Annotated in this window: 17 protein-coding genes and 2 tRNA genes; 9 read left to right on the forward strand and 10 right to left on the reverse strand. The window is 67.2% G+C overall.

The window, feature by feature from the left end:
• The first annotated feature begins 2 nt into the window (after positions 1-2).
• Together ACJH5R_RS22645 and ACJH5R_RS22650 are read left to right on the forward strand one after the other, a co-directional pair.
• Positions 3-743, forward strand: coding sequence for a hypothetical protein (locus ACJH5R_RS22645; protein ID WP_406756770.1), 741 nt, complete (start codon positions 3-5; stop codon positions 741-743).
• Positions 740-1,489, forward strand: coding sequence for a hypothetical protein (locus ACJH5R_RS22650; protein ID WP_406756769.1), 750 nt, complete (start codon positions 740-742; stop codon positions 1,487-1,489). The genes ACJH5R_RS22645 and ACJH5R_RS22650 overlap by 4 nt, the downstream gene beginning before the upstream one ends.
• Positions 1,490-1,522: 33 nt before the next feature.
• On the opposite strand, the gene ACJH5R_RS22655 is transcribed toward ACJH5R_RS22650, so the two are convergent.
• The 3 genes from ACJH5R_RS22655 to ACJH5R_RS22665 all read right to left on the reverse strand — a co-directional run bounded on the left by ACJH5R_RS22655 (position 1,523) and on the right by ACJH5R_RS22665 (position 2,293).
• Positions 1,523-1,900, reverse strand: coding sequence for a BlaI/MecI/CopY family transcriptional regulator (locus ACJH5R_RS22655; protein WP_406756768.1), 378 nt, complete (start codon positions 1,898-1,900; stop codon positions 1,523-1,525).
• Positions 1,901-2,094: 194 nt separating this feature from the next.
• Positions 2,095-2,167, reverse strand: a tRNA-Arg gene (locus tag ACJH5R_RS22660).
• Positions 2,168-2,204: 37 nt separating this feature from the next.
• Positions 2,205-2,293: transfer RNA gene (locus ACJH5R_RS22665), tRNA-Ser, on the reverse strand.
• Between the two features lie 97 nt (positions 2,294-2,390).
• Between ACJH5R_RS22665 and hisC the strand changes: the two genes are divergently transcribed.
• The 3 genes from hisC to ACJH5R_RS22680 are packed head-to-tail and all read left to right on the forward strand — an operon-like array spanning position 2,391 to position 4,392.
• Positions 2,391-3,437 (forward strand): histidinol-phosphate transaminase, encoded by a 1,047-nt coding sequence (hisC, locus tag ACJH5R_RS22670; RefSeq protein ID WP_406782998.1) that lies wholly within the window; start codon positions 2,391-2,393, stop codon positions 3,435-3,437.
• A 12-nt stretch (positions 3,438-3,449) separates the two neighbouring features.
• Positions 3,450-3,863, forward strand: a complete 414-nt coding sequence (locus ACJH5R_RS22675; RefSeq protein ID WP_406756766.1) for an SRPBCC family protein — start codon at positions 3,450-3,452, stop codon at positions 3,861-3,863.
• 58 nt (positions 3,864-3,921) lie between these two features.
• Positions 3,922-4,392 carry a DUF4334 domain-containing protein gene (locus ACJH5R_RS22680; RefSeq protein ID WP_406782999.1) on the forward strand — a complete coding sequence of 157 codons (471 nt, stop codon included), beginning with the start codon at positions 3,922-3,924 and terminating at the stop codon, positions 4,390-4,392.
• 133 nt (positions 4,393-4,525) lie between these two features.
• On the opposite strand, the gene ACJH5R_RS22685 is transcribed toward ACJH5R_RS22680, so the two are convergent.
• Together ACJH5R_RS22685 and ACJH5R_RS22690 are read right to left on the reverse strand one after the other, a co-directional pair.
• Positions 4,526-5,509 (reverse strand): TerC/Alx family metal homeostasis membrane protein, encoded by a 984-nt coding sequence (locus ACJH5R_RS22685; RefSeq protein ID WP_406756764.1) that lies wholly within the window; start codon positions 5,507-5,509, stop codon positions 4,526-4,528.
• 56 nt (positions 5,510-5,565) lie between these two features.
• Positions 5,566-6,141, reverse strand: coding sequence for a TIGR03086 family metal-binding protein (locus tag ACJH5R_RS22690; RefSeq protein ID WP_406783000.1), 576 nt, complete (start codon positions 6,139-6,141; stop codon positions 5,566-5,568).
• A gap of 23 nt (positions 6,142-6,164) precedes the next feature.
• On the opposite strand from ACJH5R_RS22690, the gene ACJH5R_RS22695 reads away from it, so the two are divergent.
• The 4 genes from ACJH5R_RS22695 to lipE are packed head-to-tail and all read left to right on the forward strand — an operon-like array spanning position 6,165 to position 9,456.
• Positions 6,165-6,989, forward strand: a complete 825-nt coding sequence (locus tag ACJH5R_RS22695; RefSeq protein WP_406783001.1) for a crotonase/enoyl-CoA hydratase family protein — start codon at positions 6,165-6,167, stop codon at positions 6,987-6,989.
• Positions 6,989-7,312: a multidrug efflux SMR transporter gene (locus ACJH5R_RS22700; RefSeq protein WP_406756761.1), complete on the forward strand. Its 324-nt coding sequence runs from the start codon at positions 6,989-6,991 to the stop codon at positions 7,310-7,312. Before ACJH5R_RS22695 ends, ACJH5R_RS22700 begins: the two co-directional genes overlap by 1 nt.
• On the forward strand, positions 7,309-8,181 hold the full coding sequence (locus ACJH5R_RS22705) for an acyl-CoA thioesterase (protein ID WP_406783002.1): 873 nt from the start codon (positions 7,309-7,311) through the stop codon (positions 8,179-8,181). Before ACJH5R_RS22700 ends, ACJH5R_RS22705 begins: the two co-directional genes overlap by 4 nt.
• 33 nt (positions 8,182-8,214) lie before the next feature.
• Entirely contained in the window at positions 8,215-9,456 is a 1,242-nt protein-coding gene (gene lipE / locus ACJH5R_RS22710) for a lipase LipE (RefSeq protein ID WP_406783003.1), read from the forward strand.
• A gap of 133 nt (positions 9,457-9,589) precedes the next feature.
• Here lipE and ACJH5R_RS22715 read toward each other — a convergent pair whose 3' ends face one another.
• The 5 genes from ACJH5R_RS22715 to ACJH5R_RS22735 all read right to left on the reverse strand — a co-directional run bounded on the left by ACJH5R_RS22715 (position 9,590) and on the right by ACJH5R_RS22735 (position 16,498).
• Positions 9,590-12,724, reverse strand: a complete 3,135-nt coding sequence (locus tag ACJH5R_RS22715) for a PGRS repeat-containing protein (protein WP_406756758.1) — start codon at positions 12,722-12,724, stop codon at positions 9,590-9,592.
• 59 nt (positions 12,725-12,783) lie between these two features.
• The gene (gjpA, locus tag ACJH5R_RS22720) at positions 12,784-13,911 is read right to left on the reverse strand and encodes an outer membrane porin GjpA (RefSeq protein WP_406756757.1); all 1,128 of its coding nucleotides are present in this window, start codon (positions 13,909-13,911) and stop codon (positions 12,784-12,786) included.
• Positions 13,912-14,464: 553 nt separating this feature from the next.
• Positions 14,465-14,941, reverse strand: coding sequence for a MarR family winged helix-turn-helix transcriptional regulator (locus tag ACJH5R_RS22725; protein ID WP_406756756.1), 477 nt, complete (start codon positions 14,939-14,941; stop codon positions 14,465-14,467).
• A gap of 83 nt (positions 14,942-15,024) precedes the next feature.
• A complete protein-coding gene (locus ACJH5R_RS22730) occupies positions 15,025-15,507 on the reverse strand; it encodes a MarR family winged helix-turn-helix transcriptional regulator (RefSeq protein WP_406756914.1) in 483 nt (160 codons plus the stop codon).
• 445 nt (positions 15,508-15,952) lie between these two features.
• Complete coding sequence (locus ACJH5R_RS22735; protein WP_406756755.1) at positions 15,953-16,498, reverse strand: MarR family winged helix-turn-helix transcriptional regulator; 546 nt, start codon at positions 16,496-16,498, stop codon at positions 15,953-15,955.
• Between the last annotated feature and the right edge of the window lie 710 nt (positions 16,499-17,208).

Consider the following 17,208-nt stretch of genomic DNA (forward strand, 5'->3'; position numbering starts at 1 on the left):
CGATGACGTCGGGAATCATTGCCACCACATTGGCGATCATCACCTATAGCCTCTGGGTGCGCCGCGACACCTGGTGGACACGCTGGGAGAACGCCGCCACCTTCGCGTTGGCGTTGGAAGCCTGTGCGCTGCTACTGATGTCGCCGTGGGCCGGAGCCAAGATCGGCCCGGTGCTCCATCAGGGTCTCGGGGTGTGGAACGTTCAACAGCTGATCGGCCACCTGTGCCTGATCGTGGCCGTCACGGCGAACATCTATCACATGCTGGTGCGTCTCGCCGACCCCGATCAAGTGCGGTTCATCATGCGCCGCCAGCTCATGATCCCGATCTGGCTGGGCATCGCCGTGATGGTGCCGGCCTACCTGCGCTCCGACCAGGACTACCAGCCCGATGTATTCGCCGCGCCCAGGACCGATACCTGGATGGAGCTGTACCAAGTGGTCGGCTGTGCGCTGGTGATCTATCTCAGCGCCTATGTCAGCCGGCTGATGCTGACCCTGCGGCACGATCCGCGCGCCAAGCCCACCATTGACCTCTACCTGGTCTCGATGGCATTCGCCACCGCCGCATGTCTGATCGTGGTCGGTTCGACGTGGATCGACGGCGACAACGCCAGCCGCTGGATCTGGCTCTGCATCTGTTTGGCGGTGGGCACCTTCGCCTACGGGTCCGCGCGGTCCTGGAAAGCCAAGAGCGCCTGGTTCACCGCCAACGGCGACGAATCGGTGATCGGCGCTCAATGACTCCTGCGTTCGTGGTGGCCACCGTAGCGATGGTCGTCTATTGCCTGTGGGTCCGCCGCGACACCTGGTCGTCACGCTGGGAGGCCGGCGCCACCTTCGCCATCGCGATGGAAGGCAGCGCACTGCTACTGCTGACGCCGTGGGCGGCCACCGAGCTGGGCCCGCCCCTGCACACCCTGTTGGGGCTGTGGAACGTCCAGCAGCTGGCCGGTTGGCTCTGCCTACTCGCGGGGGTGATCGGCAACATCTACCACATGCTGGTGCGCCTCGCCGACCCCGCGCATGTGTGGCCGATCATGCGCAAACACCTTTTGGCGCCAGTCGGTTTGGGCGTTGTGGTGTTGCTGGTTGCGTTCGTCAATTCCACCCGGGGCTTCGAGCCCGACATGTTCGCGCACCTGGCCGGTGATCGCTGGTTGACCGTCTTCGAGGTGACGGCCGGCATGCTGGTGCTGTACCTGAGCGGCTACGTCGCTCGGCTGATGTTGTCGCTGCGGCACGACCACCGGGCCAGGACAACGCTCGTGCTGTACGTGGCGGCGATGGCGTTCGCGCTGGCCGCCTGTCTGGTCGGGATCATCTCGGCCGGTGTCGACGGCTATGCCGGCCCAGCGATCTGGGCCTGCGTCTGCCTGTCGGTGGCGATCTTCGCCTACGGGCTGGCGCGCTCCTGGCAGGCCAAGCGGGCGTGGTTCTCCCCGAAGACCTCCGCCCCGCGAGAAGACCGAAAAAGCGGTCGCTCGTAGCCGCGACGCCGACCCGCCCGGTGGCGCGTCTCGTCAGGCGTCGTCGAGTTCAGCCAGCGCTCGCCGTAGCGCGGTGGCTTCGTCGGCGCCGACGCGGTCGACGAAGTGAACCAACGCGGCCTCGCGCCCGCGGGAGTCGGCGACCTGGTCGAGCGCGTACGACATCAGTTCGGCGACCAGCTCGGCACGGCCCTGCGTCGGCACATAGCGATGGGCACGATTGTCCCGCCGCTGGACCACCAGATTCTTCTTCGCAAGCCGTTGCAGCACAGTCATGATCGTGGTGTAGGCAAGGTTGCGCTTGACGGCCACCGACGCGTGAACTTCGCGGACCGTCAACGCCCCGGACGCCGACCACAGGCACTCCATGACCGTGCGTTCGAGATCACCCAACCCAATTCGCGCAGCCATAACCCTTCACCTCCCGCGGCGATCCGCAGCCGCCTTCGCCATTCGCGAGCGGAACACGAAGAACTCCGCCACATTAGAGGTAAGGCTAACCTAATTTGGTGTCATGCGGGGTTCGGCGGCTGACCACAACGATCCGGTGCACCAAACAGAAAAGCCCCGGCCGTAGCCGGGGCGATCTGTCACTGATGAAAATGTGCGCCCGAAGGGATTCGAACCCCCAACCTTCTGATCCGTAGTCAGATGCTCTATCCGTTGAGCTACGGGCGCCTGTCTTCAGTTGTCGGTCGAGCAAGCCCGGCCGTTGCGGAGGCGAGAGGATTTGAACCTCCGGTCCCCCGTAAAGGGGACAACTCATTAGCAGTGAGTCCCATTCGGCCGCTCTGGCACGCCTCCCGAACTCGTTGAGGGTACCGGATCACTCCCCCAGTTCTGAAACCGCGGGGTGAGTGCGGGGAAGTAGGCCGCCAACGGCACACATATGCTGTGGTCCGTGACCGCCCGACTGCGACCGGAGATCGCCGCGCTGCCGGCTTACGTCGAGGGCAAGACGGTCCCGGGATCGATCAAACTCGCCAGCAACGAGACGGTGTTCCCCCCGCTGCCCAGCGTGGCCAAAGCCGTCGAAGCCGCCCTGGCCACCACCAACCGTTACCCGGACAACGGCTACGCCGCGCTGCGCGCCCGACTGGCCGAGCATGTCGGGTTCGGCCCCGAGCACGTGGCGGCGGGTTGTGGGTCGGTGAGTCTGTGTCAGCAGCTCATCCAGATCAGCACCGGCGCAGGCGATGAGGTGGTGTTCGGCTGGCGCAGCTTCGAGATCTATCCGCTGCAGGTCCGTACGGCCGGAGCCGTACCGGTGCAGGTGCCGCTGCGCGAGCACACCTACGACCTGGACGCGATGCTGGACGCCATCACCGAGCGCACCCGGCTGATCTTCGTCTGCAATCCGAACAATCCGACTTCCACCGTCGTCGACCCCGATGCGCTGGCCCGGTTCGTCGCCGCGGTGCCACCACACATCCTGATCGCCATCGACGAGGCGTATGTGGAGTACATCCGCGACGGCCTGCTCCCCGACAGCCTGGGCCTGGCCCGACGCCACCGGAATGTGGTTGTGCTGCGGACCTTTTCGAAGGCCTACGGGCTGGCCGGTCTGCGCCTGGGTTACGCGGTCGGCGACCCGGAGATCATCACCGCGCTGGGCAAGGTCTATGTGCCCTTCACGGTGTCCAGCGTGGCGCAGGTCGCCGGGATCGCCTCACTGGATGCCGCCGAGGAGCTGCTGGCCCGCACCGACGCGGTGGTCGCCGAGCGGGCCCGGGTAGCGGCGGCACTGCGTGAGGCGGGGTTCGAGCTGCCGGATTCGCAGGCCAACTTCGTGTGGCTGCCGCTGGCCGAGCGCACCGCCGACTTCGTGGCCGCCGCCGCGGCGGCCCGCATCGTGGTCCGCCCCTACGGGCAAGACGGAGTGCGAGTGACCATCGGCGCGCCGGAGGAGAACGACGCGCTGTTACGGTTCGCACAGACGTACCGCTGAGGAGGAACTGACATGCACGCGACCGCGACTGCCACCGTCGCCGCACCCGCATCTCGAGTGTGGGCGGTGCTCTCCGACTACGAGGCCATGTCCGACTGGGCCCCCGGTCTGAAGATCACCGTGATCCGGCCGGGAACCCCCGAGCCCAACGGCGTCGGCGCCCAGCGTCGCATCCAGGCGGTGCCGGGGATGGCGCCGCTGGTGGAGGAGATCATCGCGTTCGAGCCGGATCAGCGGCTGAGCTACCGGGGCGTCTCGGGCATCCCCTTCCGCAACTACATCGGCAACGTGGCCCTGCGCTCGACGGGATCCGGCACGGAGATCAGCTACACCGTCAGCGCCGACAACCGCCTGCCCGGGGTCGCCGCGGTGCTGGCACACGGCCTGCTGTTCGGCCTCAAGCGGGCCGTGAACAAGGCCGGCTGAGTCCATACCACCGCCGAGAGTGAAGCCACCTTCACGCTCGGCAGAGAAAGGTAGCCCCATGAATGACGAGCAGGCCCGCACCACGTTCGACGCGCTCAAGGAGCGCACCGACCAGATCCCCGACGCCGAGATCGATGCTTTCTGGGCGACGCTGCCGCCGGCCACCGTCGAGCAGATGATCGGCGAGTGGCGCGGTGGAGAGTTCGTCACCGGCCACAAGATGAACGGCCTGTTGGACAAGGCCCGCTGGTTCGGCAAGACGTTCAACTCGCCCACCGACGTGCAGCCGCTGGTGTGCCTGGACGAGGACGGCAACAAGTTCTCCAACGTCAAGCTCGGCAAGGGCGAGGCGAGCCTGTGGGCCGAGGAGTTCCGCGGCGAGGTGGTGGCGACCATGGTCTACGACGGTCAGCCCACCCACGACCACTTCAAGCGGGTGGACGACAACACCGTGCTGGGCATCATGAACGGCAAGGCAGGAGTCCTGGATAACGGCCGGTACTTCTACTTCTACCTGGAACGGGTCTAGCCCGTTCCAGAGAATCCGGGTCATGTAGACCGTTGCCCACCTTTGAGCGACAAACCGCTCAGGGCACTGCCACGCGCCGGTAGTTGTCGCTCGGAGACGGGCAACTGCCGCATTCCCCTGGGCCGGATCTGATTCAGCGCCGCAGCACCAGCTCCCGATCGCGCGCGGTCTGGCTCTGGGCCGCGTGCCGGCGGTGCCGCAGTGAGGCGATGACGGTGACCGTGAGCACGCCGACGATCACCAGCAGCGACGGCCCGGTGCCGATCTCGATGCCGCCGGCGCCGCCTTCGTGCATCGCGTGCATGATCAGCTTCACGCCGATGAATCCGAGGATCAGCGCCAGTCCGTAGGACAGGTACACCAGCCGGTCGAGCAGGCCGTCGATCAAGAAGTAGAGCTGCCGCAGGCCCAGCAGGGAGAAGGCCGTCGCGGTGAACACGAGATAGCTGTTCTGGGTCAGGCCGAAGATCGCCGGGATCGAGTCGAGCGCGAAGAGCACATCGGTGCCGGCGATCGCCAGCATCACCAACACCATCGGGGTGATCGCCCAGCGCCCATCAACGCGGGTGAACAGCCGGTCGCCGTCATAACGCTCGCTGGTGGGCACCACCTTCTTCACCAACCCGACGATGACATCGGGGGCTCGGTGGGCCTCCTCTGCGCTACCCGACCTGAGCATGTTGCCCGCCGCCAGCAGCAGGAGCAGGCCAAAGAAGTAGAAAACCCAGGCGAAACGGTTGATCAGCGCGGCACCGAGCAAGATGAAGCCGGTCCGCGCGGCCAGCGCCATGACGATCCCGAACAGCAGCACCTTCTGCTGGTCGGCGCGCGGCACCCGAAAGGTGGCCATGATGACCAGGAACACGAACAGGTTGTCGACCGAAAGAGCCTTCTCGGTGAGGTAACCGGCGAAATACTCCGAGCCCGCATCGGCGCCACCGAAGGCCAATACGCCGAACCCGAAGAGGACGGCGACGCCGATGTAGCCGGCGGACCAGATCGCGGATTCCTTCAACGTCGGAACATGCGCCTTGCGAACATGCACGAAGAAGTCGAACGCCAGGAGCCCTAGTAGGCCGACGATCGTCAATGCCCATAACCATCCGGCAATGTCCATGTCCTACCCACGCTAGGCAGCTTGAACGACGCTGGATTGGACAGCAGGTTGCCAGGCTATGACCGTCCGGTGAAGGCGATCAGCCTGTGCAGGCTCGATGCCGAATCCGGGACGTCGACAGGGTCGTCGAACCCCGCCCGCACCCGGCCCTCCGGCGTGATGATCGTGTGCGCCAGGTCCAGCACGTATCCGACCAGCGGTTCGGCCGCATTCAGCGTGCGCCCCGTCGCCGTCGCGTAGTCCCACGCGTGCACCAGAAACTCCAGCGCCAGAATGCCCGCAGCCATCTTGGCCGGCAGCTCAGTGGGGCCGAACGCGACGGTGCCGTCCAGACCGCGACCGCGCCAGGCGTCCAGGGCGGGCCGAGCGGCGGAGGAAACCTGGCCTGCCACCGAATCGGCGGCATCGCGGGCCGGAAACTCCGCGCCCGCCGCGCCGCCGAGGATGGTGATGGAGTGCAGCAGGTGCTCGGTCAGCTGCGCGACGTCGAACTCTGAGCAGGGCGTCGGATTGGACCATTCGTCGCGGCCGATACCGCTCAGCACCTGCTCCAGCACCGCCCACGCGGCTTCGGCGCCGGCAAGCTCGTCGGCGGGAGGCTGATCAGGGCCGGGTCGCAGATCGGTGGTCATGCGACCACGCTACGGTCTGGAGTATGGCCGAGACCTACGAATCCGTCACCGTCGAGATCAAAGACCACGTCGCCCAGGTCACGCTCATCGGACCCGGCAAGGGCAATGCGATGGGCCCGGCGTTCTGGGCGGAGGTGCCGGAGGTCTTCGCCGAGCTGGACGCCGACCGCGACGTGCGGGCGATCGTGCTGACCGGCTCCGGCAAGAACTTCAGCTACGGGCTGGATCTGGCCGCGATGGGCGGCACCATGACGCCGATGCTGGCCGAAGGCGCGCTGGCCCGCCCGCGGGCGGACTTCCACCGCGAGCTGCAGCGTATGCAGGGTGCGATCACCGCGGTGGCCGACTGCCGGACGCCGACGATCGCGGCGATCCAGGGCTGGTGCATCGGCGGCGGAGTGGACCTGATCTCCGCGGTCGACATCCGCTACGCGTCCGCCGACGCCAAGTTCAGCGTGCGCGAGGTCAAGCTGGCGATCGTCGCCGATGTGGGCAGCCTGGCCCGGCTTCCGCTCATCCTGTCCGACGGTCACCTGCGTGAGCTGGCGCTGACCGGCAAGGACATCGACGCGGCCCGGGCGGAGAAGATCGGCCTGGTCAACGACGTCTACGCCGATGCCGAGGCCTGCCTGGCCGCCGCGCACGCGACCGCGGCCGAGATCGCCGCCAACCCGCCGCTGACCGTCGCGGGTGTCAAGGACGTACTCGACGAGCAGCGCACTGACCGGGTGTCGGCCAGCCTGCGCTACGTGGCGGCATGGAACTCGGCCTTCTTGGCGTCGAAGGACCTGATGGAGGGCATCGGCGCCATCATGGGCAAACGCAAGCCCGAGTTCACCGGCGAGTGATGGCCTGGCTCTTCCTGTTCGGGGCGATCGGTTTCGAGGTCGCCGGAACGCTGTCGATGCGCGCCTCCGACGGCTTCGCTCGATGGCAGTGGGTGATCCCGGTGGCCGTCGGCTATGTGTTGTCCTTCGTGTTGCTGGCGATGGTGCTCAAGCGCGGCATTCCGGTCGGGGTGGCCTACGGCGTCTGGTCGGGTGTCGGAGTCGCGTTGACCGCGGTGCTGGCCCGGTTCTTGTTCGACGATCCGTTCACGCCCATGATGGCCGGTGGCGTGGTGCTGATCGGCGCGGGCGTGTACCTGATGGAGATGGGCGCGCACGCGTGAGCCACGACGTGCCGCACCGCCAGCCGGCCCTGGCCGACATCATCGCCACCCTCGACGTCGACCGCGTCGATGACGAGCACTTCGTGGCCACCCAGCTGGACAACCGGATCCACCACATCGTCGGTGGACATATCGCAGGTCAGGCACTGATCGCGGCCAGCCGCACCGCGCCGGGCCGGGTGCCGCACAGCGTGCACGTCTATTACCTGCGGGCCGGGGACGCCCGCCGCCCGGTCGACCTACATGTCGAGGTGGCCCGCGACGGCGGCACGCTGTCGACGCGCCAGGTCACCGCCCGCCAGGACGGCCAGATCCTGCTGGAAGTGCTGTCGTCGTTCACGACCGCCGTCGACGCGCCCGAATACCAGCAGCCGATACCGGATGTCCCCGACCCGGATTCGCTGCCGTCGTCGCAGGAGCAGCTGGCGGACTACGCCGACGAACTGGGCGGCTACTGGGTGCAGCCGCACCCGTTCGACCTGCGCTACGTGGACCCTCCGCCGCGGATCGCCATGGAGCGTGACGAGCCGTCGCCGCGGTTGCGGTTGTGGTGGAAACCCGCCGAGCCGGTGCCGGCGGATCCCGCGATGCACAGTGCCCTGTTGACCTACCTGTCCGGCACCACGATGGTGGAGGCCGCGCTGGCCATGCGGCGGACCAACCAGGCCAGCACCTTCAACGCGCTGATCGACCATGCGCTGTGGTTCCAGCGGCCCGTCGACCTCTCGGACTGGGTGCTCTCGGATCAGTTCACCCCCAGCGGCATCGCCGGGCGCGGCCTCACGACCTCGACGATGTACAACCGGGCGGGCCAGCTGGTCTGCGTGGCGACCCAGGAACTCTATTTCGGCCGGGGGCCGCGTAGCTGAGGTCTTCCGGGCCACCAACGTAACCTGGCGGGCATGACACCCGACGGCACCGTCCGTATCCCCGCCGACCTCGATGCCGTCACCGCGATCGGCGAAGAGGACCACTCCGGTATCGACCCGGCGGCCGTGGACCGGATCTGGCAGGCCGCCCGGCACTGGTATTCCGCCGGCCTGCACCCCGCCATCCAGTTGTGCCTGCGCCACAACGGCCGGGTGGTGCTCAACCGCGCGATCGGGCATGGCTGGGGCAACGGTCCCGCGGATCCGGACGACGCCGAGCTGATCCCGGTGAGCGTGGACACGCCGTTCTGTGTGTACTCGACCGCCAAGGCCATCACCAGCACGGTGATGCACATGCTGGCCGAGCGCGGTGCTTTCTCGCTGGATGACCGCGTCAGCGACTATCTGCCCGACTACGGCCGGCACGGCAAGCACCGCACCACGATTCGGCACGTGATGACGCACAGCGCCGGGGTGCCGTTTGCCACCGGCCCCAAGCCCGACCTCAATCGCGCCGACGACCCCGAGTACGCGCAGGCGCAGCTGGCCAACCTGCGGCTGGTGTACCCGCCCGGACTGATGCACATGTATCACGCACTGACCTGGGGGCCGCTGACCCGCGAGATCGTGCGGGCAGCCACCGGCAAGGACATCCGCGACGTGCTGGCAACGGAGATCCTGGACCCGCTGGGCTTCCGATGGACCAATTACGGCGTTGCCCCGCAAGATATTCCGCTGGTGGCGCCCAGCCACGCCACCGGAAAGCAACCGACCGGCGCGGCGGTCGCGGTGTTCCGCAAAGCGATCGGCGGCTCGGTGTACGAGATCATCCCGGTGACCAACAGCCCGTTCTTCCTGACCACGGTGGTGCCGTCGTCGAACACCATCTCCACCGCGTTCGAGCTGTCGCGGTTCGCCGAGATCTGGCGCCGCGGAGGCGAACTCGACGGGGTGCGGGTGCTGTCGCCGGAGACGTTGCAGGACGCTGTGCGTCAGTGCCGCCGGTTGCGGCCCGATGTCGCGACCGGGCTGGCGCCGCTGCGCTGGGGCACCGGCTACATGCTGGGGTCCAAGCGGTTCGGGCCGTTCGGACGGGGCGCGCCGGCCGCGTTCGGGCATCTGGGCCTGGTCAACTGCGCCATCTGGACCGACCCGGAGCGCGGACTGTCGGCCGGGCTGATCTCCAGCGGCAAGCCCGGCCAGGACCCGGAGGCCAAGCGCTACACCGCGCTGATGAATTGTATTGCGGCGGAGATGCCCCGTTCTTTGCGTTGACTCTGCACTCAGGGCGGAAAAGTGCGAGTAGGGCGCGCCGTGAGCGCAGAGTCAACGGGATTGGCCTGAAACGCGACCGCGGCCGCCGAGTCCGGTGAGGGACCCGACGGCCGCGATACGCGATCTGTCGGCGTTAGCCGGGGTTACCGGGCTGACCGTCTGCGCCGGTGTTGCCGTCTGCGCCGGGGTTCCCACCTGGGCCGCCCGGACCACCGGTGCCACCGCTACCGCCAGTGCCTGGGTCGCCGGCCGCGCCGCCCGTCCCGCTGCCGGTTGGGACACCGCCGTTGCCGGCATTTCCGCCCGTCCCGCCGTTCGCACCAGCGCCACCGTTGCCGCCGTTGCCGTCGTCGCCGCTGACGCTGGTCCCGCCGACACCACCCTTGCCACCGTTACCGCTGGCACCGCCCTTGCCACCGTCGCCGCCGGCCAGACCATTGCCTTGGGCGTCGGTGCCTCCGTTGCCACCGGCTCCGCCGACGCCGCCCGCGCCACCCGCACCGCCGACCCCACCGGCTCCGCCGGTGCCGCCTTGCGAGGTGCCGCCGGTGCCGCCTTCACCACCGTTGCCGGCCTTGCCGCCGGCGGTGCCATTGCCACCGGCCCCATTGGCGGGGCTGCTTCCGGCCGTTCCAGCCGTCCCGGCACCGCCCTTGCCGCCGGCACCACCGGCGCCACCGTTGCCGTCGGTTCCGGCATTACCCGCGGTGCCATTGGTTCCACTGGTGCTCACGCCACCGGCGCCCGCGGTGCCACTGGCGAGGCCGCCGGCCCCACCGGTGCCGCCCTTACCGCCGTCATAGCCGTTGCCGTTCTCGTCGACACCGCCGAGCCCGCCGGCACCACCGGCACCGCCGGCGCCACCATTGCCGGCATTGCCGCCCTTGCCGCCGTTGCCAGTGACCGCGGTCCCGCCAGAACCACCGCTTCCGCCGTTACCACCGGTCCCGCCGCTCCACGCGTCGCCGCCTTCACCGCCCGGATGCTTGATCCCGGCGTGCCCAACGGCACCGGCACCGCCGGTACCGGCGTTACCACCGGTCCCGCCGTTCCCCGTGCCCGTCGCCGCGCCGCCAGTTCCGCCGTTACCCGCGTTGCCGCCGGTGAGGCCGACGCCACCGTTACCGCCGACACCCGCGTTGCCGCCATTGACCGCACCGGCACCGTTGCCGCCGTTGCCGCCGTTGCCGCCGTTACCGCCGGGCCCCGGCTCACCAGAACCGTTGTTAGCGACAGCGCTGACACCGCCCGCACCACCGGCACCGCCGGTACCTGCGTGGCTGGCGCCGAACGGGTTTCCGACGGCCGACACGCCGCCGCTGTTACCGCCTGCCCCACCGTTACCGCCGTCACCACCGGACAGCAGGCCGGCTGCGCCGGCACCACCGGCACCACCGTTACCGCCGGACGCGGTGCCGTCACCACCGGCACCACCGTCACCAGAGTCACCGGCGTGCCCTCCACCTCCGGTCAGTGCGGCCGCAGCAGCTCCACCGGCTCCACCGTTACCGCCGTTACCGCCGGTGCTGGCCACATTGGCACCGGTCGCGCCGGCGGCGCCAGCACCGCCGTCACCACCGGCACCGCCGGTGCCCGAAGCGCCTGCACCGCCGGCACCGCCGTTGCCGCCGTTACCGCCCTTGCTGAAGATGGTCCCGCTGCCCGACGTCCACCCGGTGCTCTTCGCGCCATCGGCGCCATCGCCGCCGTTACCAGCAGTGCCCGCGTTACCGGCAGTCACGCCGCCGCCAGCGCCACCGATGCCGCCGTTGCCGCCGACGTAGGTTCCGGTGCCGGCCTTACCGCCGTCGGCGCCCTGACCACCCACGGCGGTGTCGGTCGCACCGCCGCGGCCGCCGAGTCCACCGTTGCCCCCGGTGGTTTGGACGGTGCCGTCATCGGTGGCTGCGTCACCAGCGTTACCGCCGGCGCCGCCGGCACCACCGTTGCCGTCGGTTGCGTTGCCGCCGGCACCACCGGCGCCGCCGTTGCCGCCCTTGCTGGTCCCGAAACCGCCTTCGCCACCGGCGGTACCGGCGCCGCCGGTATTGGTGCCCTGCGATGCGCCACCGGATCCACCGATGCCGCCGTTGCCGCCGGTCGTTCCGTCGCCGCCGTTGCCAGACGTGCCGCCGTCACCGCCGACGTTCCCGTTGCCGCCCATGCCGCCGGTGCCGCCGTTGCCGCCCTTGCCGAGATAGTCGCCGCTGACCGGATCCTTGTAGCCCTCGCCACCGTTCCCGGCGTTGCCGCCGTCGAAGCCGTTCCCGGTCTCTCCGGCCTGTCCGCGGTCACCGTTGAACTTCACCCCGCCGGCCCCACCGCTGCCGCTTGTTCCACCGTTGCCACCCACGCCGCCGTTCAGGTGGGCTGCGGTGCCGTCACTGACGCCGTTTGCCCCGGCTCCGCCGTTACCGGCGACACCACCGTCACCGCCCTCGCCGCCGTTGCCGAAGTAGTAGCCGCTGCGGCCGCCGGCACCGCCGCCGCCGCCGTAGCCACCATTTTCGCCGTTGCCGGTGCCGGCGTTGGCGTAGGTGCCCGCACCACCGTCGGAACCCTTACCGCCGCTGCCGCCGTTGCCGCCGTTGCCGAAGAGCCAGCCCACCGCGTCGCCGCCGGCACCGCCGGCACCACCGAACGCACCGAGTCCGACGCCGTCACCGCCGTTGCCGCCGTTGCCGCCAATACCCATGAAGGAGCCGCCGAAGCCGCCGTCCCCGGCGGCGCTGCTCTCGAACCCGTCACCGCCTGCTCCGCCGTTGCCGAACCAGCCAGCCGCACCGCCGTCGCCGCCGGCTACACCGGCCGCGTCGCTGTCCCAACCGTCGCCGCCGTCGCCGAACCACAGCCCGGCGTCACCACCGTCGGGGTTGAGCGCGGTCCCATCGGCACCGTCGCCGATTAGGAACAGTCCGGAGGATTGGTTGATCCAGCCATTGACGAACTCGCCCAGGTCACTGTTGATCCAGGCCTCCACACCGAAGTGCAGTGGCTGGTAGAGCCACTGGTCGATGATCGTGGACATGTCGAAGAGGCCGCCGGCAGCGGGGTCTGCGGCGTCGATCGCTGACGCTGCGGGGTCGAACAGGTCCATCAGCCAGTCCAGGCCATCGTCGGCCTGCGCTGGGGGCAAGCCGGTCAGCGGCGTCATTCCGAACGCCAAGAACGCAGTGGCTGCACTACTGGCACCGATCACACGCTTGCGACGCGACTGGCCAGTCTGCTGCTGGCCGCGGCGCCGGTTACTGCTGTGGCGACGACTCATTGAGGAACACCTTTCATCAGATGTAAATCTTTGGGGTAGTTGAGGTTTGCGATTGCGGATCAGCCGAAGATCCCGTCGAACAGGCTCTCGATTCCGGCGAAGAAGTCGGTGGACTCAGCACCCATGCCGCCGTCGTCGAACACTGCGTCGGGGAGGACTGGCAGTTCGACACCGACCATGGGCGGCGTCACGACGACAGCGCCCTTGCCACTCCAACCCGAGCCCAGCAGGGATCCGACGATCTGACCCCAGGCCTGCCACGCCGCGATCGGGCCGATCCCCTGGCCGTCCATGGCGATTTGGTTGAGCAGCGGGACGCCGACCATCTGTATCCCGATGCCGTTGAAGATCGAGCCGCCGACTGCCGGTACCTCTGCCTCCACTGCGCCGCCGGTACCCAGCACCTGGTACGGCCCGACCGACACCGAGCCGGGGGTGAGCAGACCACCGAAGGCGAACTCCAAGTGGTCCAGGCTCATACCGATCGGGAGGAATCCGGCGTCGTTGATCGCGGGCAGCAGGGAGTCGAGGTCCAGCGTGGCGCCGTTGAGGAAGCCACCCCACATGTTGGCGATGATCTCGTTCAGGCTGTCGCCGTCGTTGATGCTGTTCAGCATGGCGACCCACGGGCTGATGCCAGGCCCCAGTGAACCGATGATGATGGCACTCAGCGGTGAGGTCAGGAAGTCGACGATCGGTATCACCGCATCGGAGTCGACGTCGGGCGGCAAGAAGCTTGGCAACTGGTTGTACAGGAAGGCGTGCCCAGTCAGGCCCGCCCCGTCAAGGGTGTGCTGAGTGACGAGCCCCTTGTCGGTGGCCAACATGTCCTGTACCGCCCAGCCGCCCCGCACCGCCGCCAAATGTCCCTGGATCGCCGTGTTGATTTCGGCGAGCGTGGTGGCGCTCGGGTCATCCAGGAACTGCTGGATGTAGTCCATCGAGTTGGCGAACAGCTGCTGCCAGGCCACCCCGGGCGCCAGCATGTAGTTGTTCAGCAGCGTCGAGGCGTTGGAGGACGCTTCGTTGAGCACGTCCTGCCACGGGTCCGAGAGACCGGCGGTCAGCGCAACCTCGGTGGCCGAGGCGATCGCGGGCGCCGGCGCCACCACCGGCGTGGCGGCGATCAGGCCGGACCCGGCGATGACGACCCCGGCCGTTGCGTAGGGGCGAAGTATGGCGTGCAAGAGGAGCTCCTTCAGGTCATGTGACTCAGCACACGGAACGTAACTGAGGGCGACCTGAAAAACAGCAGTCAGTAAAGGGCCGGCCGCAAAGGGGGACGCCCCAGACGTCGTCGGCAATCTGATCGGTCGACAGAATCCCAGGTACACGCGTCAACATGTACCTTCAGCAAACTTTTGACGGCGGTTAAATGGTTCAACTGGAAATTACCGACCGGTAAGAATTGAAACACGTTCATTCGCACCAATTCCGCGCCTCGGCGGCGCGTAATAGCCGTTGACCTGCATAGTGACGATACGGCGGTAAAGTTCAAGAGCGCTTTGTAGAAACAGGTGTCAAGTATTTTCGCTACAGCACGGATCCCTATTAGGCGAACTTTAGCTAACATGTGGCATCTGGCTGTTGATGCTGGTAGCGAGCGTCTATCTGGCGTGAAGCGTCATGCTCGGGGCGTCCGAATCTCCTGCCAAGCGCCGCGTTACCTGAGAATTTTTGTAGGCCATATCCGGGCTGGTCCGACCCCGGTTATCGCGCTCCGACCTGCGCCCAGTTCTGCTACGGCAGCCCGGTCCGCCGACATACGTCACCCAGGGCGATCGCCTGTTGATGCGACAGCTGATCGAGGTAGAACGCGCGGATCCCGCGCGCGTAGGTCACCACCGCAGACGCGAACCGTTTTCTGCCCTCAGCGGTGATGTGGGCAAGCACCGCTCGGCGGTCGTCGGGATGCGGCCGCCTACCGACTAGAGCCTGAGCCTCCAGGTGATCGATCAGTGACGTCACCCGGCTGGGCGCCAGCGCGAAAGCCTTGGCCAGGTCCCGCATTCGGGCCGAACCGGTCTCCGAACTGGCCAGCCGGTCCAGCACCAGGACCTCGAAGAGGGTCAATCCGTGGGCGTGGACGAGGCTGTCGTTCAACGCGGCAAACAGGCGTTCGGAAGTGTCCACGAACTGGTGCACGCACGCGCTTTCGGCGGCGTCGAGCACCGGCAATTCCCACACTGGCCGCTCAAGAGCCCGCAGGTGCCCCATCGGGCGATGTTAGCTACGTGACGTGGCGACCGGTGCTTGATTCGGCAACTTGATGCCGACAGGCTGGGCGAGAGGCTAGCGATTCAATCGAGCGTCGACTTTTTCGGAAGGTCTGCAGCTTCCAGTGAGGCGCTGATCTGATGGCAACTGGCACCCAGAGCAAGCATCTGCTGGCGGGACATCTGGTTCACATAGAGGCGGCGGATCTGTTCGGCATAGGTCTTGCGGGCCTCCCCCAACCTCTTGCGCCCCTCCGGGGTGAGCTCGGCGCGCACGCCCCGCCCATCACCGGGGATCGGGATCCGGCGGACCAAGCCGCGGCTTTCCAGACGCCTAGTCAGCCAGGTGACTCGACTGCGGAGCAGCATGAGCGCTGCGGCCAGTTCGCTCATTCGGACAGAACCGGTCTCGGACTTGGCGAGCAGATCCAGCAGGCGAAGCTCGGACAGGTCAAGCCGGTGGCGGCCCAACAGGCTTCGGTTCAGCGCGGTCAACAGACCCGTCGATGACTCGACGAAAACCTGCCAGGAATTCTGTTCGATGTCCTCGAGCCCCGGCAGCCGCATCGCCGGCACCTGACCCCCTGTGTCCTCCACGGCGGGCGACGGTACCGAAACACTTCCCACAATGACCACGAAAAACGGGGCAGTTTGCATCCTGCTGCATACATCAGTGATGCTCGCCGCCAGCCCGCAACGCCCGCGGGTGACGCATCCAGGCTTCTCACAGGCCCTTTTAGGGCAGTGCCAGCAAATATGTAAATCCGGGCGATTGATTCAACCGGCAACTAACTCGCGGGTAGTAATCAGAACGTGTTCTAGCAGCGGTCTGAGGTAGCCGCCAAGTACCGCATCGCGCCGGTAACTGCTGTACACATGCGATGTCCGTGCCCAACGAGCATTGGCTGAGAACTGTGGCACCGAACGGCCGTAATGCATATCCCAGCGACTTCACAGCGAGCGAGAAACCGCGCATGAGCAAACCCTGGGGCGCTGCATCGTTGACGCCAGATCAGAGCGGTAGCTTGGTCGCAGACTCCCCGTGAGCTTCTCGGGAGACATAGAGCGCCGAGTCGACCTGCTTCAGTCCGGAGTTGATCCGTCGGCAATTCTCCTCGAGAGTGGCGAGTTGGCGCCGCGACAGGGTGCCGATGAGATGGGTCTTGACCCCTTGGGCGTAGTTGAGACTGGCATGACCGGCCACCCGCCGGCCGTCGTCGGTGATCCGAGCGACCACACCACGCCGGTCATCGGAATTCTGTTCGCGCCGAACGAAACCCCGCTCTTCGAGTCGCCGGATTCGCTTGGTCATGTGGTGCGGGTTCGCGCCCAGTGCGTCGGCCAGGTCGCCCATCCGCGCCGCACCGTCCTCGGACTTGTCCAGGATGTCTAGCACCCGCAAGTCGATGACCGAGAGTTGGTGCGCTTCGGTCAGCCAGCGATCCATCGTGGTGTGAAAGCGCAACGCAGCGTGCAGGAAGTTTTGCCACGACTTCTGCTCGGCGATGTCCAATCCGGGCAGATCACTGGGGGTACGTCGACGAGACGGACGTTGCATGCCGTCATGTTAGCCAGGCGTTGCCATAGCGCGTCAACATCATTGCGATAGCTAGTTCGCCCACCAGTGGACACACGCCCGCCGCAGGCGCGACAAACGCCACCGCTAATTGGATGCAAACCGGCGATATCCTCAGCATCGGCCCCGCACCACGGTGACATGACTGCAGTGTCGGCTCGGAAATCCGTTTTATTCTAGAGGCTTTTAGTTGCACTAGAGAAGCTCAGCGGGCGACGGCGGGTTTCTCATCTGAATGCATACTGACAACATAAGGTCGAGTGTTGCGGGCGGTTACCGGGCCCGCGGGGTTTCACGTCATGCTGAGTGATTGGGGCGGCGCATCGCCGCCAGCCCGCGCCCTGACCATCGCCCGTGGGGCGCCGCTCTTGCCGAAACCGATTCTCCGCGAGCGATTACCGCACCGGCATCCCAGGAGCTGTTCAACCGGTTGATCGGGAGCAACACGGCGCGCGACAGACGAATTCTTAACCGGCAGTTGAGACTCGGAGGCACCCGACGGAGGCGCAGCCGACCGGACGATGGACCGGTTCTTTGCTGAGTCGGTTGTCCGGGAGCTGAGGCCGGGGGAAACCCCTAGGAAGGGATGCGCCGGGCTTGGATGGCGGTGGCGGAGGTGTGTGAGTTCATGACATAGGTGACAGGTGAGTCGGGACATGGGTGACACCTGCGGTGATGGTCGATGAGTCGGG

It is taken from the genome of Mycobacterium sp. SMC-19 (genome assembly GCF_045310815.1).
In the GTDB taxonomy this organism is placed as follows: domain Bacteria; phylum Actinomycetota; class Actinomycetes; order Mycobacteriales; family Mycobacteriaceae; genus Mycobacterium.

Bases quoted from the DNA above. Each gene is read 5' to 3' on its own strand.
- ACJH5R_RS22655 (WP_406756768.1), bottom strand. From the start codon at position 1,900: ATGGCTGCGCGAATTGGGTTGGGTGATCTCGAACGCACGGTCATGGAG.
- ACJH5R_RS22645 (WP_406756770.1), top strand. From the start codon at position 3: ATGACGTCGGGAATCATTGCCACCACATTGGCGATCATCACCTATAGC.
- ACJH5R_RS22690 (WP_406783000.1), bottom strand. From the start codon at position 6,141: ATGACCACCGATCTGCGACCCGGCCCTGATCAGCCTCCCGCCGACGAG.
- ACJH5R_RS22675 (WP_406756766.1), top strand. From the start codon at position 3,450: ATGCACGCGACCGCGACTGCCACCGTCGCCGCACCCGCATCTCGAGTG.
- ACJH5R_RS22730 (WP_406756914.1), bottom strand. From the start codon at position 15,507: ATGCGGCTGCCGGGGCTCGAGGACATCGAACAGAATTCCTGGCAGGTT.
- ACJH5R_RS22680 (WP_406782999.1), top strand. From the start codon at position 3,922: ATGAATGACGAGCAGGCCCGCACCACGTTCGACGCGCTCAAGGAGCGC.
- ACJH5R_RS22650 (WP_406756769.1), top strand. From the start codon at position 740: ATGACTCCTGCGTTCGTGGTGGCCACCGTAGCGATGGTCGTCTATTGC.
- lipE (WP_406783003.1), top strand. From the start codon at position 8,215: ATGACACCCGACGGCACCGTCCGTATCCCCGCCGACCTCGATGCCGTC.
- ACJH5R_RS22725 (WP_406756756.1), bottom strand. From the start codon at position 14,941: ATGGGGCACCTGCGGGCTCTTGAGCGGCCAGTGTGGGAATTGCCGGTG.
- ACJH5R_RS22685 (WP_406756764.1), bottom strand. From the start codon at position 5,509: ATGGACATTGCCGGATGGTTATGGGCATTGACGATCGTCGGCCTACTA.
- ACJH5R_RS22700 (WP_406756761.1), top strand. From the start codon at position 6,989: ATGGCCTGGCTCTTCCTGTTCGGGGCGATCGGTTTCGAGGTCGCCGGA.
- ACJH5R_RS22715 (WP_406756758.1), bottom strand. From the start codon at position 12,724: ATGAGTCGTCGCCACAGCAGTAACCGGCGCCGCGGCCAGCAGCAGACT.
- ACJH5R_RS22735 (WP_406756755.1), bottom strand. From the start codon at position 16,498: ATGCAACGTCCGTCTCGTCGACGTACCCCCAGTGATCTGCCCGGATTG.
- ACJH5R_RS22695 (WP_406783001.1), top strand. From the start codon at position 6,165: ATGGCCGAGACCTACGAATCCGTCACCGTCGAGATCAAAGACCACGTC.